The 21603-nt window shown below is 45.7% G+C and carries 21 protein-coding genes and 5 tRNA genes; 24 read left to right on the forward strand and 2 right to left on the reverse strand.

Annotated features, from left to right (window positions below; all coding sequences use genetic code 11):
* The first annotated feature begins 26 nt into the window (after positions 1–26).
* From uvrC to FTU87_RS03855, 4 genes are all read left to right on the forward strand, one after another.
* Positions 27–1826, forward strand: a complete 1800-nt coding sequence (gene uvrC, locus FTU87_RS03840; RefSeq protein ID WP_180096694.1) for an excinuclease ABC subunit UvrC — start codon at positions 27–29, stop codon at positions 1824–1826.
* 115 nt (positions 1827–1941) lie between these two features.
* Positions 1942–2736, forward strand: a complete 795-nt coding sequence (locus tag FTU87_RS03845; protein ID WP_005095227.1) for a thioesterase family protein — start codon at positions 1942–1944, stop codon at positions 2734–2736.
* 107 nt (positions 2737–2843) lie between these two features.
* Positions 2844–3431, forward strand: a complete 588-nt coding sequence (pgsA, locus tag FTU87_RS03850) for a CDP-diacylglycerol--glycerol-3-phosphate 3-phosphatidyltransferase (RefSeq protein WP_005095228.1) — start codon at positions 2844–2846, stop codon at positions 3429–3431.
* A 42-nt stretch (positions 3432–3473) separates the two neighbouring features.
* The gene (locus FTU87_RS03855) at positions 3474–3749 is read left to right on the forward strand and encodes a hypothetical protein (protein ID WP_180076505.1); all 276 of its coding nucleotides are present in this window, start codon (positions 3474–3476) and stop codon (positions 3747–3749) included.
* Positions 3750–4034: 285 nt separating this feature from the next.
* Here the strand turns inward: FTU87_RS03855 and FTU87_RS03860 are convergent, their stop codons facing one another.
* On the reverse strand, positions 4035–4304 hold the full coding sequence (locus FTU87_RS03860) for an oxidative damage protection protein (RefSeq protein ID WP_074383919.1): 270 nt from the start codon (positions 4302–4304) through the stop codon (positions 4035–4037).
* Between the two features lie 15 nt (positions 4305–4319).
* On the reverse strand, positions 4320–5750 hold the full coding sequence (gene argH / locus FTU87_RS03865) for an argininosuccinate lyase (protein ID WP_180096695.1): 1431 nt from the start codon (positions 5748–5750) through the stop codon (positions 4320–4322).
* Between argH and FTU87_RS03870 the strand changes: the two genes are divergently transcribed.
* From FTU87_RS03870 to FTU87_RS03965, 20 genes are all read left to right on the forward strand, one after another.
* Positions 5741–6895 (forward strand): sensor histidine kinase, encoded by a 1155-nt coding sequence (locus FTU87_RS03870; RefSeq protein ID WP_159138353.1) that lies wholly within the window; start codon positions 5741–5743, stop codon positions 6893–6895. The genes argH and FTU87_RS03870 overlap by 10 nt on opposite strands.
* 69 nt (positions 6896–6964) lie before the next feature.
* A complete protein-coding gene (locus FTU87_RS03875; protein ID WP_005095238.1) occupies positions 6965–7705 on the forward strand; it encodes a LytTR family DNA-binding domain-containing protein in 741 nt (246 codons plus the stop codon).
* A 107-nt stretch (positions 7706–7812) separates the two neighbouring features.
* Complete coding sequence (hemC, locus tag FTU87_RS03880) at positions 7813–8736, forward strand: hydroxymethylbilane synthase (protein WP_005095241.1); 924 nt, start codon at positions 7813–7815, stop codon at positions 8734–8736.
* Positions 8736–9515 (forward strand): uroporphyrinogen-III synthase, encoded by a 780-nt coding sequence (locus FTU87_RS03885; RefSeq protein ID WP_100354891.1) that lies wholly within the window; start codon positions 8736–8738, stop codon positions 9513–9515. Before hemC ends, FTU87_RS03885 begins: the two co-directional genes overlap by 1 nt.
* A complete protein-coding gene (locus FTU87_RS03890; RefSeq protein WP_100329461.1) occupies positions 9512–10348 on the forward strand; it encodes a hypothetical protein in 837 nt (278 codons plus the stop codon). Before FTU87_RS03885 ends, FTU87_RS03890 begins: the two co-directional genes overlap by 4 nt.
* Positions 10349–10354: 6 nt before the next feature.
* A complete protein-coding gene (locus tag FTU87_RS03895; RefSeq protein WP_180096696.1) occupies positions 10355–11548 on the forward strand; it encodes a heme biosynthesis protein HemY in 1194 nt (397 codons plus the stop codon).
* Positions 11549–11556: 8 nt separating this feature from the next.
* A complete protein-coding gene (locus tag FTU87_RS03900; protein ID WP_005173055.1) occupies positions 11557–11985 on the forward strand; it encodes a thioesterase family protein in 429 nt (142 codons plus the stop codon).
* A 142-nt stretch (positions 11986–12127) separates the two neighbouring features.
* Positions 12128–12454 carry an H-NS family nucleoid-associated regulatory protein gene (locus FTU87_RS03905; protein ID WP_167381258.1) on the forward strand — a complete coding sequence of 109 codons (327 nt, stop codon included), beginning with the start codon at positions 12128–12130 and terminating at the stop codon, positions 12452–12454.
* A 181-nt stretch (positions 12455–12635) separates the two neighbouring features.
* On the forward strand, positions 12636–13379 hold the full coding sequence (gene gspN / locus FTU87_RS03910; protein ID WP_100354887.1) for a type II secretion system protein N: 744 nt from the start codon (positions 12636–12638) through the stop codon (positions 13377–13379).
* On the forward strand, positions 13379–14242 hold the full coding sequence (locus tag FTU87_RS03915; RefSeq protein WP_074383927.1) for a type II secretion system protein N: 864 nt from the start codon (positions 13379–13381) through the stop codon (positions 14240–14242). The genes gspN and FTU87_RS03915 overlap by 1 nt, the downstream gene beginning before the upstream one ends.
* 38 nt (positions 14243–14280) lie before the next feature.
* Positions 14281–16533, forward strand: coding sequence for a type II secretion system secretin GspD (gene gspD, locus FTU87_RS03920; protein ID WP_180096697.1), 2253 nt, complete (start codon positions 14281–14283; stop codon positions 16531–16533).
* Between the two features lie 62 nt (positions 16534–16595).
* Positions 16596–17255, forward strand: coding sequence for an FHA domain-containing protein (locus FTU87_RS03925; protein WP_074383929.1), 660 nt, complete (start codon positions 16596–16598; stop codon positions 17253–17255).
* Positions 17256–17333: 78 nt separating this feature from the next.
* The gene (gph, locus tag FTU87_RS03930; RefSeq protein ID WP_100329455.1) at positions 17334–18002 is read left to right on the forward strand and encodes a phosphoglycolate phosphatase; all 669 of its coding nucleotides are present in this window, start codon (positions 17334–17336) and stop codon (positions 18000–18002) included.
* Between the two features lie 108 nt (positions 18003–18110).
* The gene (gene trpE / locus FTU87_RS03935) at positions 18111–19604 is read left to right on the forward strand and encodes an anthranilate synthase component I (RefSeq protein ID WP_100354883.1); all 1494 of its coding nucleotides are present in this window, start codon (positions 18111–18113) and stop codon (positions 19602–19604) included.
* A gap of 98 nt (positions 19605–19702) precedes the next feature.
* Positions 19703–19778, forward strand: a tRNA-Thr gene (locus FTU87_RS03940).
* A 54-nt stretch (positions 19779–19832) separates the two neighbouring features.
* Positions 19833–19916, forward strand: a tRNA-Tyr gene (locus FTU87_RS03945).
* 38 nt (positions 19917–19954) lie between these two features.
* Positions 19955–20030, forward strand: a tRNA-Gly gene (locus FTU87_RS03950).
* Between the two features lie 17 nt (positions 20031–20047).
* Positions 20048–20122, forward strand: a tRNA-Thr gene (locus tag FTU87_RS03955).
* Between the two features lie 150 nt (positions 20123–20272).
* Positions 20273–21463: an elongation factor Tu gene (tuf, locus tag FTU87_RS03960; RefSeq protein WP_005095265.1), complete on the forward strand. Its 1191-nt coding sequence runs from the start codon at positions 20273–20275 to the stop codon at positions 21461–21463.
* Between the two features lie 52 nt (positions 21464–21515).
* Positions 21516–21591: transfer RNA gene (locus FTU87_RS03965), tRNA-Trp, on the forward strand.
* The last annotated feature ends 12 nt before the right edge of the window (positions 21592–21603 follow it).

Consider the following 21603-nt stretch of genomic DNA (forward strand, 5'->3'; position numbering starts at 1 on the left):
GATTGCATGTAAAAAATAGGCTTTAGGTGAACGAAAACGCACGTCCTCATATCGAGAAAATTCTGGCCAATATGACCAGCCTGCCCGGGGTCTACCGGATGTATGGCAAAGACGGCGAACTGTTGTATGTGGGGAAAGCCAAAAATCTAAAAAACCGGGTCTCCAGCTATTTTGTCAAAACGCTGGATCATCCCAAAACCCAGGCCTTGGTGGCGCGGATTTATGATATTCAGACCTTGGTGGTGCGCTCTGAAACCGAAGCCTTGTTGCTGGAACAGAACCTGATCAAGCTGCATCATCCGCCGTATAACATCATGCTGCGCGATGATAAATCTTATGTCTATATCTTTGTTTCCGCAGATAAACCTTATCCACGACTGGCCAGTGGGCGCGGCAAGGGCAAGCATCAGGTCGGCAAGTTTTTTGGGCCTTATCCGAGTGCCTATACCGCCCGGGATACCTTGGTGGTGCTGCAAAAACTGTTTAATGTGCGTTCCTGTGAAAACAGCTTTTTTGCCAACCGAACCCGTCCCTGTCTGCAATACCAGATCAAGCGCTGTTCGGCGCCCTGTGTCGGATTTATCTCTCCGGAAGACTACAAAGCAGATGTGGATAACTCGATTCGCTTTTTGCAGGGCGATACCAAGGAGCTGAATCAGGAACTGATCGCAAAAATGGAAGCGGCAGCCGAAGCTCTGGAATTTGAAAAAGCCGTGTTCTATCGCGATCGGATGGCACTGTTAAGAGATGTGCAGTCACAGCAGGCGATTTATAAGCTCAAAGGCGAAGCCGATATTTTATCGATTGCTTATCAGGCCGGGGTGACCTGTGTGCAGATCATGCATGTGCGCAACGGTAAAATGCTGGGTGGGAAAAGTTATTTCCCGGATATGCTTAGTGATGACCTGGGGCAAATGCTGGCCGATTTTATTGCCAATTTTTATTTTCAGGTGGCAGATGAAATCCCGGCTGAACTGATTGTCAATCTGGAAGTGGCTGATCGTAAGGAACTGGAAGCAGCACTGTCGCAGCATTTTGGCAAGAAAATCCAGATCAAGTCTAAAGTCCGCGAAACCCGGGCCGAATGGCTGGAACTGGCGCAGATGAATGTACAGCACGCGATTCAGGGCAAGCTAGCCAATCATATAGAATTAAATGAGCGTTTTCATCAGCTGGAGCAGGTGGTCGGCCGTCCTGTAGACCGGATCGAGTGCTTCGATATTTCACATACCATGGGCGAAGATACCGTGGCGTCCTGTGTGGTCTTTGATAGTGGTGGCGCGCGCAAGCGCGATTATCGCCAGTTTTCCATCCATGACATTCAGGCGGGCGATGACTATGCCGCCATGCGTCAGGCTTTGACCCGTCGTTATAAAAAAGCCATGCTGCCAGATTTACTCCTGATTGATGGCGGCAAGGGGCAACTGCATATGGCGATGGAAGTGATGCAGGAACTGGGGCTGGAGGCCTTTATGGTCGGTGTGTCCAAAGGCGAGGGGCGTAAACCCGGTCTGGAAACCCTGCACTTTACCGATGGTCGCAAGATTCAGTTGCCAGAAGATCATAAGGCACTCCATTTGATTCAGCAGGTGCGGGATGAAGCGCATCGCTTTGCGATTACCAAGCACCGCGCCAAACGCGATAAAAAACGCAGTTCATCGGTACTAGAAGTCATTCCGGGCCTTGGGCCAAAACGCCGTCGTGACCTGTTGACCCATTTTGGCGGGATTCAGGGCGTACTGAAAGCCTCAGAAAGAGATCTGCAACTGGTGCCGGGATTGGGTTCAGTCATGGCACGGATGATCTATAAAGTGCTGCATGAATAATTATCAAGCCCAATGCAAGGGCAAAAGAGCACATTGACGCACGGGTCATTGATCATTCACAGCAGAGCAAGCTTGACTCAATATACTGAGGATCAAGACTCACTGAGGGATCAACATGTCTTTGCAGGCGCTTTATGCACAAATTTCCGAACAGGAATGGGTGGAATTTCCATCAGGATGGTTACAGGGGCGCACCCTGTATGGTGGTCTGGCTGCAGCAATGATGATGCAAAAAGCGGTTATTCAGATCAATGATCCGGCCAAACATCTGCTCAGTTGCAGCGTCACCTTTGTTGGGCCGATCCAACAGGCGAAAGTGCGACTAAGTGCTGAAATTTTGCGGGAAGGTAAGTCGGTCACCACCATCGAAGTGCGTCTATGGCAAGACGAGGTAGTACAAAGTATTCTGATTGCCAGTTTTGGTATCTCGCGTGACTCGGAAATTCAGGTACAGCAAGAAGAACAGGCACCTGACTATGCTGCACCAGAGCAGTTGTTGCAGATTCCTGCTGGTTATGGCCTGCCAGAATGTTATGACCATTTTGAAATCGCCTGGGCGGACGTCAATCTGCCTTGTAGTGCCAGCTCACGTCCGGACTTTGGCGGCTGGTGCCGTTTTCATCCTGAAAAGCATAGCAATCGTGAATTCCTGATCGCTGACCTGATGGCAATTTTCGACATCTGGCCACCTGGTGTACTGCCGATGTTTAAAAGTATGGCACCCGCGAGTAGTCTGACCTGGAGCGTGACTTATGTGCATCCGCTTCAGCATCAACTGCATGATTGGTTTAAATATAAAGTATTTACGGATCATGCTGCGGATGGTTATGCAACCGAGCATGCCTATCTCTGGGATGCAGAAAATCGCCTGATTGCGATGGCAAGACAAACAGTGACGGTGTTTGCCTAGTGACACTGACAGCCAATTCGTATAAAGTGAAGCCTATTAATGATGGATCAAACCTCTAAAAAAGTGTGCATTTTCATCGTACATGAGGGGAACAATTGGCGGTGTCTATGACTACAGGTCGTATCCTGAATATTCCAAATATCTTGACCTTGGCGCGTATCGCTCTTATTCCGGTATTTTTATTGGTGGCTTACTGGCCGCCTGCAATGGGCTTTGAAGCCAACCATTCCGACATGACACGGCATATTATTTTGACCACGATTTTTGTAGTGGCTGCAGTGACGGACTGGTTTGATGGCTATCTGGCTCGAACTTTAAACCAGACCTCTGCTTTTGGCCGTTTTCTCGATCCGGTCGCAGATAAATTGATGGTCGCAGCTGCGCTGATTGTATTGGTGCAATGGCAACCTTCAATGTCGATGGCTTTTGCTGCGATTGTGATTATTTCACGTGAAATTACTGTTTCAGCATTACGTGAATGGATGGCAGAACTGGGTGCACGAACCAATGTTGCAGTATCAACCGTGGGTAAGTACAAAACGGCTTTTCAGATGATTGCGATTACCGTGTTTTTGCTGAACTGGCCACCACTGGAAATGCTGGCCTATGCCTTGTTGTACACAGCAGTCATCCTGACTTTATGGTCGATGTTTATTTATCTGAAAGCGGCTTGGCCCTATTTGAAACAGCCTTAAGCAAAATTAAAAAGAGAAGCTCCTTGAAAGGGGGCTTTTTTTATGCGCTTAAATTATCAAGCCAATCGGCAAATTGCAGGCAAAAAAATACCCAGCCTTTGGGGGAAGAACTGGGATGAAATCGGGGTATTTGTTGCTTATTATTATAGTTATTCAAAGATATCTCATCTTCTTAGGGATCATTATAGAGAGACAGTTTTTTTTAATCATGTGGCTTCTTGTAGCAGAATGTTGTGTTTTGTGATTACTCTGTATATTGCTTTTACAATCTATTATTTTGATACAAATCTGAATGTTTTTCAGCAGGATAGTGGCTGACTATTGGCGGGGGATAGGCTAGGTAAAAATGCTTTTTAATCCTTCAGCTTTTGTCTAAAAAGTACAGAATACCGGCCGCCGCCCAATCAAAACCCTGAATTCAAGACATCAATAACTTAGCTTGCTGCTATTACTCTGTTCTTGAAATTTGAAAGCGCTATTGGAAAGAAAGATTTATAATTTCAGAAATGAAAAAGAGCCTCAAAAGAGACTCTTTTAGATTAAAGCCTACGCGCAGCATAGCTGCTTGTCTTGCGTTCGGGTGGAGCAGCGCTCCACTAATCCTCACTCAGGCTTTAGCCCTTCAGCTTTTTCCAAAGTTTCGTCATTGCTAAAGAACTTTTCACGTTGTTCTTCTAGAAACTTTTTCGCATCAGCTTCAAACACGTTTAAACGCTTTTCATTAATTAGCGTGGTTTGGTGTTTTAGCCATTCTTGCCAAGCCTGTTTAGACACGGTATCAAACAATTCCTGACCCTTTGGTCCCGGAAATGGAGCAAAGTCTAAACCATCCATGTCAGCCTGATACTTACGGCAAAAAACTTGTCGAGACATATCCATACTCCAAAATTATGCGTAAAGTTGTTCCAAACGCGCATGTGCGCGCTCAATGGCTGCTTTCACTTGAGCAGGCGCGGTGCCACCAATGTGGTTACGTGCATTTACCGAGGCTTCAAGAGTTAAGGCTTTTTCAAATACGTCTGCTTGAATCAGGTCAGAGAACTGTTGCAGCTGTTCGAGTGTCAATTCAGACAGGTCTTTAGATTCTTGTACACCGAGTGCAACCGCTTTACCTACAATCTCGTGCGCATCACGGAATGCAACGCCGTTTTTTACCAAGTAATCAGCCAGGTCAGTCGCAGTTGAGAAACCACGTAGTGCTGCTTCGCGCATTTCAGCAATGTTTGGAACCAGTGCAGGAATCATGTCGGCAAATACCATGAGTGAACCGCGAACGGTATCAATTGCATCGAACAATGGCTCTTTATCTTCTTGGTTGTCTTTGTTATAGGCTAGTGGCTGGCCCTTCATTAAAGTCAGCAGGCTCATCAGGTCACCATAGACACGACCAGTTTTACCACGTACCAGTTCAGGTACATCCGGATTTTTCTTCTGTGGCATGATTGAAGAGCCTGTACAGAAACGATCTGGAATATTCACGAATTTGAACTGCGCTGAAGTCCATAGAATCAGTTCTTCAGACATACGAGACAAGTGCATCATAATTAACGATGCAGCGGCATTAAATTCAATTGCAAAATCACGATCCGATACTGCGTCTAAAGAGTTTTCAGCAACGGCTTCAAAACCTAACAGCTCAGCGGTGTAAGCACGCTCAATCGGGTAGGTGGTTCCTGCAAGTGCAGCAGAACCCAGTGGCATACGGTTGACACGTTTACGGCAATCAATCAGACGCTCAGAGTCGCGTACCAGCATTTCAAACCAGGCCATTAAGTGATGACCAAAAGTCACCGGCTGAGCGGTTTGTAAATGGGTGAAGCCCGGCATGATGGTATCGGTATTTTTAGCCGCCAGGCTTAAAATACCTTTTTGTAATTTTTCGAGTAATTTTAAAATCGCATCAATTTCATCACGTACATAAAGACGAATGTCAGTTGCGACCTGATCATTACGGCTACGGCCAGTGTGTAATTTCTTGCCTGTGATGCCAATACGTTGAGTCAGGCGCGACTCAATGTTCATGTGCACATCTTCTAGGTCAATGCGCCATTCGAACTTACCTGCTTCAATATCGGCTTGAATGGCAGTCAGACCTTCGATGATGTCATCGCGTTCCTGTGCCGTCAGTACGCCTACTTTGGCCAGCATGGTTGCATGGGCAATCGAGCCTGCAATATCCTGTTTATAAAAACGTTGGTCAAATTGAACAGATGCTGTAAATTCAGCAACAAAAGCATCAGTCGCTTCAGAGAAACGACCACCCCACATACCCGAAGTCTGGGCTTGTGATGGATTAGAGGAATTAGAAGATGTGGTCATGTCGGCTCAATCAGATTAAAAGCAGTAGAACGAAAAAGAGTATAACAAATTCAAAGCCTATTGCCGAAGTCACATCTGCTCAATCTTTCGCATCGATAAACAGGCAAACACAAAGTTCCTATTTTTTTAGCCAGATTGGCAATCTTCGCTATTTGCTGGAACTGTTTGTCGGCGGCAATATTCTGGCCATGATTCTAGCGCTCGCAGAAGCACAGTCGTGGCAAGCTTTAAATGCGATGCATCTGCTGCAATATATGCTGTATATCAACTGGGTACTGTTATGTTTTGCAGCACTGGTGGAATTATTCCATCAGGCCTTTCAGCATATGGGGATTAAGCTGGCGCTCATTTCCGGTTTTTTGCTACTACAGGCCATTGTGGTGCTGACCACCATCAGTCTGAATGTTGTGATACATTTTGGAATGAATTTTAATTTTCAGGGCTTAAACCTGGCAATTGCCCTGGATCAGGTTGGGTTACATCTCAGTTTGGGTGTTTTGCTCGGTATGTTTTGTTTTCGCTACCTGTATTTGCGTGAACAATGGGAACAGCAGCAGCATAGTGAACTGAATGCCCGGATTCAGGCCATGCAAGCGCGGATTCAACCGCATTTTCTGTTCAATAGTATGAACAGTGTGATTAGCCTGATCAGCATCGATCCGGATAAAGCCGAACAGATGCTGCTGAATCTGTCCCGCTTATTTCGTGCCAGTTTTCAGGAGTTGAAACTGGTCAGTCTGCAAGAGGAAATTGATCTGTGCCAGCGCTATCTGGAGATTGAGCAGATCCGTTTGGGTGAACGCCTGCAAATCGAATGGAAGTTAGAAAACAAAGACTTATACTCACAAGTACAAATTCCATTATTAACTTTACAACCCTTGTTAGAAAATAGTATTTTCCATGGAGTTGAAAAAATTCTCACAAAGAGTACGATAAGTATATTGGTTGAAATATTGCAAAATCAAATTAATATCATTATTACTAACCCTTATACGCAGGATAATAAAACTTTAAAAAAGGGGCATGGTATTGCAATAGAAAATGTCAGACAGCGTCTGCAAGCTTATTACGGACCCAGTATGACCTTTCAAACCTTTGCCGGCGAAGGGATGTTTACGACGGTAGTGCGATATCAATATAAATAAAAATAAATCAAAGAAATCGCAGTTAGCTTTATCATGTATTTGATCATGTTAACTGGGTAAGGAGGAGCAATGGACATCCTGATTTGTGATGATGAGCCTTTGGCTGTCGAGCGATTATCACGTTTGGTCTCTCAGCTGGGGCATGATGTGGTGGCGACTGCAAGTCATGGTCGTCAAGCGATTGATCTGGCTCACCAATACGAACCCGATGTCATTTTATTAGATATTCAAATGCCTGAAATGAATGGACTGGCTTGTGCGCAGTATTTGCGTCAGCTGGACCCGATGCCGGCAATTATCTTTTGTACGGCCTATGACCAACATGCGCTGGATGCATTTAAATCAAATGCCGAAGGCTACTTGCTTAAACCCGTGATGCAACAGGAATTGGCACAGGTTTTGGAGCACTTAACTAAACTTACCCAAGCTCAGATGAGCCAACTAAAACAAAAAGAAAATATGGACGAAATCAATATCAGCCGCCAGCAGATTGCGGCAAAGACCTATCGTGGTGTCGAATTGGTGCCAGTTGAAAATATCTATTATTTTCTGGCGGATCAGAAATATGTCACTGTACGTCATAAAAACGGCAGTGTACTGATTGATGAAACCTTAAAGGAGCTAGAGCAGGAGTTTGGGAACCAGTTTATCCGGATTCATCGTAATGCCTTGATCTCGGTGAATTATCTGGATGGTCTGGAAGTGGTCAGTTCAGGTCAGTATCAGGTGCGTTGTCGTGAGCTGGACGACCGTTTAGCGGTCAGTCGGCGACATTTGCCATTTTTAAGGGATCGGATTCAAAAGCTATAGCAGGAATCAATGAGAGCATTCAGTTGAAACTTGTATAAATTCACTTGCATTTTAAAGTGAGCAGGTTAAGTTTAGACTATTGTTCTCATTTACTGTTATTGAAATTTATGAAGACCCTAAAAATTGCAACTCGACAAAGTCCACTTGCGCTTTGGCAAGCGGAACATATCCGTGCGCGCCTACAAGATTTGCACGCTGGTTTGCAGGTCGAGTTAGTCACTTTTGTTACACAGGGCGATAAAATCCTAGATACGCCGCTGGCCAAAATTGGTGGTAAAGGTCTATTTGTAAAAGAATTAGAAGCTGCTTTACTCGATGGCCGTGCCGATCTGGCCGTACATTCCATGAAGGATGTACCGATGGCATTGCCGGAAGGGCTGAGCCTTGCGGTGATCTGTGAGCGTGAAGATCCACTGGATGCCTTTGTCTCGAATACCTATGCCAGCTTTGATGAATTGCCACAGGGCGCCAAAGTGGGCACTTCCAGTTTGCGCCGTAAAACCCAGATTTTAAAACAGCGTCCTGATCTCGAAATCATTGATTTGCGCGGTAATGTCGGTACACGTTTGTCCAAGCTGGATGCCGGTCAGTATGATGCGATTATTCTGGCCAGTGCCGGTTTGAAACGTTTAGGTCTGGCAGAACGTATTCGTCATACTCTGACTCCTGAAATCAGTCTACCGGCCGTAGGTCAAGGTGCACTGGGGCTGGAATGCCGTACCCATGATCAGGCGGTACTGGACTTGATTCAGCCATTATTACATGCAGAAACGGATGCCTGCGTGCGTGCTGAGCGTGCCTTTAATGCCTATCTGGAAGGCGGATGTCAGGTGCCGATTGCCGGCTATGCCACGCTCCAGAATGATGTGATTTCAATCGAAGGTCGCGTTGGCAGTGTTGATGGAACGGTTTTGCTGCGTGCACAGCACACTGGAAAAATTGCAGAAGCTGAACAGTTAGGGGTGGAATTGGCCAAAAATTTACTCGATCAAGGTGCAGGCGAGTTGCTGAAAGCACTTTATTCAAACTGATGTTACTGATTAATACCCGTCCGAGTGAGCGTGCTGCGGGTTTGACTCAGCAGTTACAGGCAGCGCAGATTTCTGTACTAGAATTGCCTTTGCTGGAATTGCACGCACAGCCTTATTCCGACGAGCTGTTACGCTTGTATCGCCAGCTGGATCAGGCCAAAATCATTGTGGTGGTCAGTCCGACTGCCGCCCAGATTGGCATGCAATATTTACAGCAAGCGGAAATTATCTTATCGCGCTTGGCAGATGTGCAATGGGTGGCGGTGGGTAAAGCCACTGAGCAGGCGCTGGCTGGTTATGGTATTCAAAGTCATGTGCCTGAACTTGAAACTTCGGAAGGCATGTTGCAATTACCCGTGTTAAGGCAACTGCCTGCTGGCTCAGCTGTGGCCTTCTGGCGCGGAGAAGGCGGCCGTCAATTTATGATGGATCATCTGCGCGCAAATAATATCAAAATTTTGAATTTTATTTTATATCGGCGGCAATGCCCCGCAAGCACAGCAATAATTTTGGCAGAAAACCTGGCATTGCTTGAAGCGCAGCAGCGCTTTGCCGTGCTAATCAGCAGTGAAGCAAGCTGGTTAAACTGGCTGACATTAATGCAGGATAACTCGGATTTAATGCATCAGGCCCGTTATTTGGTTTTGGGGCCGCGTTTGGCCACTCTTCTTGGGGAATATCAACAGCAGCATCAGGCAGGGTTTGAATTTGTGCAAATTGATGATTTAGAGGCGAATACGATCTTGCAAAAAATGAGACTGATACTAGGGAACGCATGAAGAAACTATTTATTGTATTTTTCATTTTGAGTGTGGTGTGGCTCATCAAACTCAGCTATGACCTTTATGTTCTCAATGCAGCGCAGACTGGACTTCATCAAGGTGTTAAACAGTTGCAGCAGCAAAATGCCAATCTCAATGATCAGTTTGTGGCATTGAAACGCCAGTTTACCGCCCAGCAGCAAAATGCAGGCACTCCCTCAGCTCAGGCAGCAGCTGCAGTGCTAACTGCTGACATGCAGAATGATATTGCTCTCGTACAACAGCAGCTGGATCTGATTGAATTTGCACTGCAACAGCAACAATATGCCACCGCCATTGAAAAACTAAACCACCTGCAGAATGAGTTGGATGAGTATGTCTTGGCGCCTGCCTTGGTCAGTAGTCTGCAGCAAGTAATTGCGAAAGATCAGGACATGCTGAAAAAATTCGTCAATAGTCGCTTGGTGCAGCAAAATAAATTAAAAGAAGTATTGATGCAGATGGATGCTGAAATTGAAAAAGAAATTCAGGCTCCGCATCTTCAAAGTTTGGAAACTCAACGCTCTTTCTGGCAGCGCTGGATTCAGATCGAAGCTGCAGAGCAGCCGAGTACCGTATTAATGCAACGGCATCTGGTATTGAAAGAAGCTCAGTTGCGCTTGCTCATTGCACAAAATACGTTGCAGCAAGATCAATCTGTCGCCTTTCAGCAAGCGTTGAATGCGGTGATTGATGTCTTGGAACAATTGCCGGATGCACGTAGTCAGCACTGGATTCAGCAGTTGCATCAAATCAAGGCCACACCGGTCACTCCGACGCCTTTATTAAATACACGCACCTTAGTTGGCTAATTGCTTATGAAACAGATTTTGCTGGCCTATTTATTTATCTGCCTACTGGGTATAGCGGGGCTGAGCATCCTGAGTTATGGGCATGGGGCCGGCTATGTCTATTTATATTGGCGTGAGTGGCAGTTACAAACTAGCCTGTGGTTTTTGGCGGCCTCACTGGTCACGTTCAGTTTTCTGATTCATTGCCTCTGGTACGCGATCAAACAGTATCGCAGCCGTGAACAGCGTAAAAATGAAACCGTATTTAGTTTTGCCCATTTACATCCTTATGAACAACTGGCTGTGATCTGGTTATTAAATGCGGCTCAGGATCAACGGGATTTTATTCAGCAGTCTTTTAGCAAGTCGGGCTTACTCAAACATATTATTGATGCACGATTATCTTGGGGGCAACAGCAATATACAGATGCCTTGACTGCTTTAAATCAGTCTAACCCGATGGCATTTGAGTTGGCAGAATTGCAGCGAATTGAAATTTATTTATCGCAACAGCACGGTGAGCAAGCACTGACTCATTTAGAATTTTTAAATCAGCATGAATTATCACCATGGTTAATACAGGTGAAACTAGCCTATGAACAGCGACTCACCACATTATGGGGTGTATTTGCCCTACAGTTTCCCTGGTTATATTTACGCTCGACTAAATATGGACATTTAGAACAAGAAGTAAAAAAAATATGGCTTGAACAATTATTATTGGCCTATGACCAAGCCACACAAGATGATTTAATTTATTTACAACAGCGTTATTTAGATTTAAAAAAGCAAGTATTTGATCGTGACTATACAGTTAAGTTATTATGGTTGAAATTATTATTCAGAATACCTGAAATGAGTGCCGAACATGAAACAATGGCAATTCATTTATTAGAGCAACAATTTAATCAGGATGTATTTTATTTGTGGTTTCAACAGCAATTGTTACGGCAGAACCCGGATTATGATCATATTGCACAGCAGATTTCGCATTGGGAAACCAAGTATCCGGCATTACCGATTTTGAGTTTTGCAAAATGGCATGTGTTACAGGCCACCGGTTATACAGAGGAAGCCCAGCATTTGCTTGACTTATATCCTGATGATATTCGTATGAGTTATTTGAGAATTAAAGCGGCCTTACAAGACCGTGAAGACTTGCTCCAGCAGTTAAATGCAGTATTTGAATCCAATGTAAACTTTATCGAAATTAAAATTTGAGAATCATCATGTCAGAATTACAACAATATCCAGTGGTTTATGCACAGAGCGTGGCATGGGGAGACATGGATGCATTGGGTCATGTGAATAATGCCATGTATTATCGTTACATAGAAAATGCACGTCTGGCTTATCTGGATGCATTGGATTTACTGAATGAATCGGTCTCTACGGTGGTCTCTTCAAATCAGTGCCGTTATTTAAAACCGGTGGTTTTTCCAGATCATTTAAAAATTGCAGCACGTATTGAAGAGATTCGAAATAGTGCATTCCGCATGCATTATTTATTATGGAGTGAAAAACAGCAAAGTATAGTGGCAACTTCGGAAGCGGTTATTGTTTGTATTGATCAAAAAACCCTGCAGAAAACTCAAATTCCAGAACATATCCGAAAGAAAATCGAAGCACTTGAATTAACAGCCGGACATGAAATCTAAAAAATGAATTGATTATTTAATTTTGTCATTATTTTTAAACTTTATTGTTATTGGTTTAAATATTTATATTGAATGTTTTATTTAATATAAATATGATGGGGCATTATTTAACAAAACAAATAATATTATTTAATCGGAGAGCATTATGCCAGATATTACTCATTTATCAGTAGAAGAGTTAAAGCGTTTACAAGCCGAAGCAGAATCACTGATTGCTTCAAAAAAAGACCAAGAGATCGAAGATGCTTATCAGCAAATCTTGGCCGTTGCTGACAAAGTAGGTATGACTGTAGAACAGTTACTTGAATTTGGCGCGTCTAAACGCAAGAAATCATCACGTAAATCGGTAGAGCCACGTTATCGTAGCAAAAGCAACCCAGATGATACCTGGACGGGTCGTGGCAAGCAGCCGCGCTGGTTGGTGGCAGAGCTGGACAAAGGTGCCAAGCTTGAAGATTTCTTGATCTAAGCCTCGATTTCATCTCGTCATTAGGCTGTCATACAGACAGTCTAAGATTGCTGAACCAAGCATGATTGCTTGGTTTTTTTATATCTATGAATTGGCGTTGGGAAAAAAGTGTGCATAATGTGTCTGTATAAGGAAAACATTATAAATGGGGATTTAGACTTGAGATATTGGTCGTGGTGGGATGAGCAATAAACCTAAAACTTTAAAATGGTTCATCCTTGCGCTTGTGGCGTTTTTTGTCTTTGTGATCCTGCAAGTGCCAGCTGCCTGGTTGATTTCAAAATTTTATAAAAATAATCAGGCCTTGCACAATGTAAACGGGAATATCTGGCAGGGCAGTGCTGACTGGAAAAAAGGTAATTTGCGGGGCAGCCTGAACTGGAAAGTACGGCCATTGGACTTGCTGTTGCTGCGAGTTGGGGCAGATGTTGAATTGCATAGCGGCAATACTCAGCTTTCAGGGATCATGGGCTATGGGCTGAATAAAGCCTTGATCGTCAAAAATCTTGAGGGTCAGCTCGCGCCGGAAACCTTAAAAAAAGTGGCAGACTGGCAATGGCCAGCGACTGCTATTCAGTTTAAAGAGCTGGATTTTAAATATAAACAGGAACAAGGCTTCAGTCAGGTGACCGGGCAAATGCAATGGGCGGGTGGTGAGCTGATTTATAGCTTTGCCCAGCGTCAGGAACGTATGAATGTACCGGCCATGACCGGACAACTGGCAGATGAGAGCGGACAGCTCTTACTCGACGTTCGGGATAACCGAGAGCAACGTATGCTGAATATAAAGCTTGATCCCAGTCTGATGCTCGATATCCAGCTTACCCAGCGCTTTTTAATGAATGCACCCTCCTATGAAGGTAAAGCTGGCCTGGATACTTATGTGATTAGTACCCGCCAACCCCTAATGGGAGGCTTGAACTAATGGCCATTTCTCTTGGCGATCTAAAAAATATCGATCTGAAACAGGCCAATCGTGTTGCGCCTGTCGTGTTGCTGTTGTTGATTCTATATTTATGCTGGAAACTGGCGGCCATGTTCTGGTTGCTGATTGCACCACCTCAAGCTATGCAGCTGGATCGGGTGGAACTGGGTTCACAACAGGCGCAAATCCCCAATATCAGTGCATTTTCGCTGTTTCAGGAAAGTGGACAAACAGCGGCAGGAGCAGAAGCTGCCAATATTCTTTTGCAAGGCGTGGTGGTTGCCAGTCCAAGCTATAACTCTTCTGCGGTGCTGAAAGTCAATGATCAGGTGGATCGTTATCGCGTTGGAGAAATGCTGGGCAGTAGTGGTTTTGAGCTGGCCGAGGTCTATTGGGATCGGGTCATTCTGCGCAGAGCAACCGGTGCCACTCATGAAGTGTTATTCAAGGGGCTGGAAAATGGCTTGAATCAGCCGATCGTGCCGGCAACCCCAGCATCTAATACGATGTCTGCTCCATCTTCGATTATGAATAGCGCAGCTGAAGCACAAAATCTGCCTTCAGCGCAAAATGAAATCGGTCGGGCAATCCAGCAGATGCAGGAAAACAAGGATCAGTATTTACAGAATATGGGGGTCAGTGCGTCGGATGGAGGCTTTGAAATCACTTCCCGGACACCAGCTGCACTGCGTAATCGACTCGGTTTAAGACCGGGAGACCGGATTTTATCTTTAAACGGTCAGACGCTATCGCAGGGGCAAACCGAGGCGCAATTACTGGAACAGGCTCGACGTGAAGGTCAGGTCAAACTCGAAATAAAACGTGGTGATCAGACGATGACCATACAACAAGATTTGAAGTGATGTGTCATCACGCATAGGGTTAGGAAACACAAAAGTTTATGGCTTTATTTAATAATAATCGATCAGCATGGGCATGCTGTGTGGCCGCCCCGCTCGTAGCAATGATCAGTACGGCGGGTTATGCGCAAACCTGGAAAATCAACCTGCGGGATGCTGACCTCACCGCATTCATTAATGAAGTGGCTGACATTACCGGCAAGAACTTCGCAGTCGATCCGCGGGTGCGTGGTAATGTTACCGTTATTTCCAATAAAGCACTGAATAAAAATGAAGTCTATGACCTGTTTTTAGGTGTGCTCAATGTCAATGGTGTGGTGGCGATTCCTTCGGGCAATACCATCAAGCTGGTACCGGACAGCAATGTCAAAAGCTCGGGCATTCCCTATGATGCCAGAAGCCGTGCCAGTGGTGACCAGATCGTGACTCGGGTATTGTGGCTGGAAAATACCAATCCGAATGATCTGATTCCAGCACTGCGCCCTTTGATGCCGCAATTTGCCCATCTGGCAGCAGTGCCGGGCACCAATGCGCTGATCGTATCAGATCGGGCCAATAATATTTATCAGCTGGAAACCATCATTCGTAATCTGGATGGCACCGGTCAAAATGATATGGAAGCGGTCAGTCTACAATCGAGTCAGGCCGAGGAAATGATCGAGCTGATCGAGTCCATGACAGCCACGGGTGCAGCCAAAGATGTTCGTGGTTCGCGGGTACGTGTCATCGCAGATACCCGCACCAACCGGATTATCATTAAAGGTGATCCGACAACGCGTAAGCGGCTGCGTCAAATGATTGAAACTTTGGATGTGCCGGCGGCAGACCGTCTGGGCGGCTTGAAAGTCTTTCGTTTGAAATATGCCAGTGCCAAGAATCTGGCAGAGATCTTGCAGGGACTGGTGACAGGGCAGGCGGTGAACAGTAGTTCAAATTCCACTAGCACGTCTTCGGGTTCATCTTCCCTGAGTTCGAATAACAGTTTAAGCAATAACAACAGTAGCAACACCAGCGGAAATAATACTTCCTCCGCTATTCAGTTGAATACCGGCATGAACACCGAGCAGGGTGGAATTAGCAGCTTTAGCGCAAATGGGGTGAGTATTATTGCCGATGCCACGCAAAACTCTTTGGTGGTTAAGGCCGATCCACAATTGATGCGGGAAATCGAATCAGCAATTAATCAGCTGGATATTCGCCGTCAACAGGTACTGATTGAAGCTGCCATTATCGAAGTAGAAGGTACAGATGCCGATCAGCTTGGGGTGCAATGGGCCTTGGGAGATATCAGTAGCGGTATCGGGCTGATTAACTTTGATAATTTTGGTACCAGCCTAAAAAATGTGGCAGCCGGTTATCTCACCGGCGGTGGTGCAGGTGCTGCAAGTACCGTGGGAGCTGGGACTTCGTTGGTGCTTGGTGATTATCGTGAAGGCAGTGATGGTTCACGCCGTCTGTATGGTGCGCTGATTCAGGCCTTAAAAGAAAGCACCAAGTCCAATCTGTTGTCTACGCCATCCATTGTGACCATGGACAACGAAGAAGCCTATATTGTGGTCGGTGAAAACGTACCCTTTGTGACAGGCTCGGTTTCAACTGGCGCTGCTGGGGTGGCCAATCCCTATACCACGATTGAACGTAAAGATGTCGGGGTCACTTTAAAAGTGGTGCCGCATATTGGTGAAGATGGTACGGTGCGTCTGGAAGTGGAGCAGGAAGTATCGGCTGTTAATCGGGATCGTGGACAAGCGCAGGATCTGGTGACCAGCAAGCGTGCGATTAAAACTTCGATTCTGGCTGAAAATGGGCAAACCATTGTGCTGGGTGGTCTGATTTCGGATAACACCAGTTATGGCCGTCAGGCAGTTCCGGGTCTGGGCGCAATCCCTGGTCTTGGGCGTTTATTCCGTTCTGAAGGTAAATCTAATCAGAAACGTAATCTGCTGATCTTCATCCATCCAACGATTGTGGGGGATAAAAATGAAGTCAGTAAACTGACCCAGCAACGTTATAGCCAACTGTATAGTCTGCAACTGGCCCTGGATGCTGATGGTAATTTTGCCAAGCTGCCGGAACAGGTCAGTGATGTCTATCAACAGCGTATTCCGGTTTCGAAAACACCTTTACAAAATTCGTCTTATCAAACTGTGCCGACTGCTCCGGTGCCGACTCAGCCAGCTGCTGTGGTAGTCACGCCTGTCGCGATTGAGCCTGTGTTGCAGTCACAACCCGGACAACACGTCGAAAAGCGTAAAAATACCGTGACCACCACAACACTTAGACCGAAAAGCTAAGTGATGTAGCATGAACAAACAGCATGTTATGATAATGTCAAAGAGAAAAGAGAAGTAAATTCATGACTTGGAAAATATACGCGATTACAGGTGACTTGACAGGGCAAGAGATTAGCATTGACCGTGATATGCTGGTGGGACGTCATCAGGCCGCAGACATTGTGTTGCAGGCCGCAGAGATCTCGCGCAAACATGCTGCTTTCTTGCTCAAAGATGATGCGCTCTGGGTACAGGACTTAGGATCATCGAATGGCACTTTCGTCAATGATGTGCAGATTGCACAGGAAACGTTATTAAAACAGGATGATATCGTTCAGTTTGCCAGCCTGAAATTTTCCGTGTTGGCGCCTGTGGCTGCGGTAGAAGTTCCAGCAGAAATAGAAGCCACGGCAGAAAAAGTCGTGGCACAGGTTGAAGTGACTGAACCAACGCCAGCACAACAAATGAATGAGCAGGGTATACCGGAACTGACACAGCGAGATGCCTCAGTCCAGCTGACCCGAGATGGCATGCCAACCCATGTCGGGATTCCAAAACCAGCGCCGATTCCTGAAGGCGTCGATCTTGCTGCAGGGAAACCAGAACCTACGCCAATGCCGGTTGAGCAGCCTGTGTCACGGGTAGAGCAGGAAAAAGAAACCCAGAAAAATGTGTCTGTTGGTTTGATTTCAGTGATTGTATTGATTATTTTGGCAATTATGGCTTGGGTAATGTTTAAATAAGCCGATGATTGGTTACAATCAAGGTATGCACAGCGCATGCCTTTTTTGTGGCTGCGAATAATATAAAAGAGGGTCGGGATGTCTATTGCACAATTAGAACAGCGTGAACTGATCTTGTTTGATCTGGATGGTACTTTGGTTGATTCGGCGCATGACCTGTATCGTGCCATGAATATGAGCCTGAATGTGTTGCAATTGCCTTTGGTCACGGAAGAGCAGGTTCGTACCTGGGTGGGCAAGGGCACCTCGATATTTTGTGAAAGTGTATTGCTACATCTGGTCGGTGAAGTTACACCCGCACAGCATCAGGAGCTGCTGAATACTTTTCTGGATATTTATAATGTTGATCCTTGTGTCGACACGGTTCCATTTCCCGGAATTCTGAAGTTTCTCGACTGGGCCAAAGCGCAGGGCAAAACCCTGATCTGCGTCACCAATAAGCCGGAGCTTCCTGCTTGTGCTATTTTAGAGACATTGGATATGGCACATTATTTTGCCGAGACCATTGGTGGCGACCGTTTTAGCGAGCGTAAACCGCATCCGCGTCAATTATTACACTGTGTCGAACAGTATGGTGTAACGAAAGAACAGGTGTTACTGATCGGGGATTCTTCCAATGATGTGGAGGCTGCACGTCGCGCCGGGATTGATTGTATTGTGGTGAGCTACGGCTATAATCACGGTGAAAATATAGCAGACTGTCATCCTCAAGAAATTGTAGATGATCTACGTGAATTGCTTGCTTAATTAGGGTGTTAGGAAAATAAAATGAATAGTGATCAGGTTTTTCGATGGCGTCGCTCAGTTCAAGTCTATTTATACACTGAGTAAACCAAATTTAAAGAGAAAAACCGCATGACCACACAAGCACAATTCCAGCAACTTGCTGCACAAGGCTATAACCTGATTCCAGTGTACCGTCAGCGTCTGGCCGATACGGATACCCCACTTTCTATTTTCGCGCGTCTTAAGCAGCATCAGCAGGCTTATCTGTTTGAATCTGTCGAAGGTGGAGAAAACTGGGCACGCTATTCGATTATTGGGCTGGGCGAATCTACGGTATTTTCCTGTAATGCCGGTGAACTGACGGTACAGCATGCGGACGGCTCGATTGAAAAGCAGCACTGTGCAGATCCTTTTCACTATATTCGTGACTTTCAGGCTCAGTTTAAAGTGCCGACCCAACAGGACTTACCTGCATTGCCAAGCTTCACTGGCGGTCTGGTGGGCTACTTTGGTTATGATGCCGTGCGTTATATTGAACCCAAACTCAAAAATGTGCCTGAAGCAGATCCGGTTGGCTTGCCTGATATCTGGATGATGTTGTCTAAAACCGTCATTGTCTTTGACAATTTAAAAGATACCTTATTTCTGATTGTGCATGCCGATGCAGCTGACCCGATTGCTTATGAAAAAGCACATGAACAATTGAATGAATTGGAAAATATTCTGGCAACACCGATTAGCCTGAAAGCTGAAAAACATAGTCCGCCACATTTTGAATCTCTAACCGGACATGACAACTTTATTGCCTCGGTTGAAAAGGTCAAAGAATATATTCGTGCTGGCGATGTGATGCAGGTGGTGCCCGGGCATCGTATGGTGTCAGATTTCGATGGTGATCCCTTACAGGTCTATCGTGCGCTACGTCATCTGAATCCTTCGCCGTATCTGTTTCTGGTACAAGGGCAAACCTTGGAAAACAATACACCGTTCCATATTGTCGGTTCATCACCAGAAATTTTATCGCGTTTGGAAAATGGCATTGCCACAGTGCGTCCTTTAGCAGGCACACGACCACGTGGCAAAACCAAGGAAGAAGATCTGGCCCTTGAGCAAGACTTGCTCTCTGATGAAAAAGAAATTGCCGAACATGTCATGCTGATTGACTTGGGGCGCAATGACGTCGGACGCATTGCAAAAATTGGTAAAGTTCAAGTGACTGATCGAATGGTGATCGAACGTTATTCGCATGTCATGCATATTGTCTCGAATGTACAGGGTGAAGTGCGTGACGATGTCGATGCCTTGGATGTTTTCAAGGCAACTTTCCCTGCCGGTACGCTTTCAGGTGCACCAAAAATTCGTGCCATGGAAATTATTGACGAAGTTGAGCCGGTAAAACGTGGAATTTTTGGTGGCGCTGTCGGTTATTTAGGCTGGCATGGTGAAATGGACATGTCGATTGCGATTCGTACCTGTGTGATCCGTGAAAATAAGGTCTATGTTCAGGCCGGAGCAGGGCTGGTTGCCGACTCAAATCCCGAATCTGAATGGAATGAAACCCAAATAAAAGCTCGCGCAGTGATCAAAGCGGTTGAATTATCATCAAATGGTTTGATTTTATGAGTTTTTGGGGTTTTTTTTGAAAAAAACACTTGCATGGTTTGTGAGTTTTGCTAAACTGCACACCGTTCCGATACGAAACGTACGAAACACTAAGAAACGCCGGCATAGCTCAGTTGGTAGAGCAACTGACTTGTAATCAGTAGGTCCACAGTTCGAATCCGTGTGCCGGCACCATCTTAGAGAGTTTCAAGGGTTGAGTAAAGAACAGCACTGATGTAAGTGTAAAATGGTGAGGTTCCCGAGCGGTCAAAGGGGGCGGACTGTAACTCCGCTACGAAAGTTTCGAAGGTTCGAATCCTTCCCTCACCACCAATTTTAATACTTCAATAAGTGGTTTGTACCAACATCGTGCGGGAGTAGCTCAGTTGGTAGAGCGGTAGCCTTCCAAGCTGCATGTCGCGAGTTCGACCCTCGTCTCCCGCTCCATTGAAGTGCTAATATTTGCTCTTATAGCTCAGTGGTAGAGCACTCCCTTGGTAAGGGAGAGGTCTCGAGTTCAAATCTCGATAAGAGCTCCAGATTACAGTTTAGCAATTTTTATTGCACAATATTCCAGAAGCAGGCTATTTAGTCTGCTTTTCAAGTATTTGGTATTTGGTTTTTTAAAACGACATGTCGGAACTGGGTTTTACTCAGAATTGTGTTCGACGTAAACGAGGAGTATTAACATGGCTAAGGCTAAGTTTGAACGTAATAAGCCACACGTTAACGTGGGCACAATTGGTCACGTCGACCATGGTAAAACAACTTTAACAGCTGCGATTGCAACTGTATGTGCGAAAAAATTCGGTGGCGAAGCGCGTGATTACGCTGCAATCGACTCTGCACCAGAAGAAAAAGCACGTGGTATTACAATTAATACTTCACACGTAGAATACGATTCTCCAACTCGTCACTACGCTCACGTAGACTGCCCGGGCCACGCCGATTATGTTAAAAACATGATTACTGGTGCTGCTCAGATGGACGGCGCGATCCTTGTATGTGCTGCGACTGATGGTCCTATGCCACAGACTCGTGAACACATCCTGCTTTCTCGTCAGGTAGGTGTACCTTACATCGTTGTATTCTTGAACAAATGCGACCTTGTAGACGACGAAGAGCTTCTTGAGCTGGTTGAAATGGAAGTTCGTGAACTTCTTTCTACTTATGACTTCCCGGGCGATGACACTCCAGTAATCCGCGGTTCTGCACTTGCTGCACTTAACGGTGAAGCTGGTCAGTATGGCGAAGACGCTGTTGTTGCATTGGTTGAAGCACTTGACTCTTACATTCCAGAGCCAGAACGTGCAATCGACCTTCCATTCCTTATGCCAATTGAAGACGTATTCTCAATTTCTGGTCGTGGTACAGTAGTAACTGGCCGTGTAGAGACTGGTATTGTTAAAGTAGGCGAATCGGTTGAAATCGTTGGTATCCGTGATACTCAAGTAACTACAGTTACTGGTGTTGAAATGTTCCGTAAATTGCTTGACGAAGGTCGTGCAGGCGAGAACTGTGGTGTTCTTCTACGTGGTACTAAGCGTGAAGACGTACAACGTGGTCAAGTATTGACTAAACCAGGTGCGATCAAGCCACATACTAAATTCGATGCGGAAGTATACGTACTTTCTAAAGAAGAAGGTGGTCGTCACACTCCATTCCTTAACGGTTACCGTCCACAGTTCTACTTCCGTACTACGGACGTAACTGGTGCGATCGCGCTTAAAGAAGGCGTGGAAATGGTTATGCCTGGTGACAACGTTGAGATGTCAGTAGAGCTAATCCACCCAATCGCAATGGACCCAGGTCTACGTTTTGCGATCCGTGAAGGCGGTCGTACAGTGGGTGCTGGTGTAGTTGCTAAAGTAACTGCATAATCATAGAATAAGATAAACGGGTTGGGGTTTCGGCTCCAACTTGTTATTTTGCAGGTCAGTAGTTCAATTGGTAGAGCGTCGGTCTCCAAAACCGAATGTTGGGGGTTCGAGTCCCTCCTGACCTGCCAAGTTTTGAAAAA

This window comes from Acinetobacter sp. YH12156, assembly GCF_013418235.1.
Classification (GTDB): domain Bacteria; phylum Pseudomonadota; class Gammaproteobacteria; order Pseudomonadales; family Moraxellaceae; genus Acinetobacter; species Acinetobacter pseudolwoffii.

Coding starts and splice junctions, on each gene's coding strand:
- FTU87_RS03845 (WP_005095227.1), top strand. CDS start 1,942: ATGTCTTTGCAGGCGCTTTATGCACAAATTTCCGAACAGGAATGGGTG.
- pgsA (WP_005095228.1), top strand. CDS start 2,844: ATGACTACAGGTCGTATCCTGAATATTCCAAATATCTTGACCTTGGCG.
- FTU87_RS03855 (WP_180076505.1), top strand. CDS start 3,474: ATGCGCTTAAATTATCAAGCCAATCGGCAAATTGCAGGCAAAAAAATA.
- FTU87_RS03860 (WP_074383919.1), bottom strand. CDS start 4,304: ATGTCTCGACAAGTTTTTTGCCGTAAGTATCAGGCTGACATGGATGGT.
- FTU87_RS03870 (WP_159138353.1), top strand. CDS start 5,741: ATGTGGTCATGTCGGCTCAATCAGATTAAAAGCAGTAGAACGAAAAAG.
- argH (WP_180096695.1), bottom strand. CDS start 5,750: ATGACCACATCTTCTAATTCCTCTAATCCATCACAAGCCCAGACTTCG.
- FTU87_RS03875 (WP_005095238.1), top strand. CDS start 6,965: ATGGACATCCTGATTTGTGATGATGAGCCTTTGGCTGTCGAGCGATTA.
- hemC (WP_005095241.1), top strand. CDS start 7,813: ATGAAGACCCTAAAAATTGCAACTCGACAAAGTCCACTTGCGCTTTGG.
- FTU87_RS03885 (WP_100354891.1), top strand. CDS start 8,736: ATGTTACTGATTAATACCCGTCCGAGTGAGCGTGCTGCGGGTTTGACT.
- FTU87_RS03890 (WP_100329461.1), top strand. CDS start 9,512: ATGAAGAAACTATTTATTGTATTTTTCATTTTGAGTGTGGTGTGGCTC.
- FTU87_RS03895 (WP_180096696.1), top strand. CDS start 10,355: ATGAAACAGATTTTGCTGGCCTATTTATTTATCTGCCTACTGGGTATA.
- FTU87_RS03900 (WP_005173055.1), top strand. CDS start 11,557: ATGTCAGAATTACAACAATATCCAGTGGTTTATGCACAGAGCGTGGCA.
- gspN (WP_100354887.1), top strand. CDS start 12,636: ATGAGCAATAAACCTAAAACTTTAAAATGGTTCATCCTTGCGCTTGTG.
- FTU87_RS03915 (WP_074383927.1), top strand. CDS start 13,379: ATGGCCATTTCTCTTGGCGATCTAAAAAATATCGATCTGAAACAGGCC.
- gspD (WP_180096697.1), top strand. CDS start 14,281: ATGGCTTTATTTAATAATAATCGATCAGCATGGGCATGCTGTGTGGCC.
- FTU87_RS03925 (WP_074383929.1), top strand. CDS start 16,596: ATGACTTGGAAAATATACGCGATTACAGGTGACTTGACAGGGCAAGAG.
- gph (WP_100329455.1), top strand. CDS start 17,334: ATGTCTATTGCACAATTAGAACAGCGTGAACTGATCTTGTTTGATCTG.
- trpE (WP_100354883.1), top strand. CDS start 18,111: ATGACCACACAAGCACAATTCCAGCAACTTGCTGCACAAGGCTATAAC.
- tuf (WP_005095265.1), top strand. CDS start 20,273: ATGGCTAAGGCTAAGTTTGAACGTAATAAGCCACACGTTAACGTGGGC.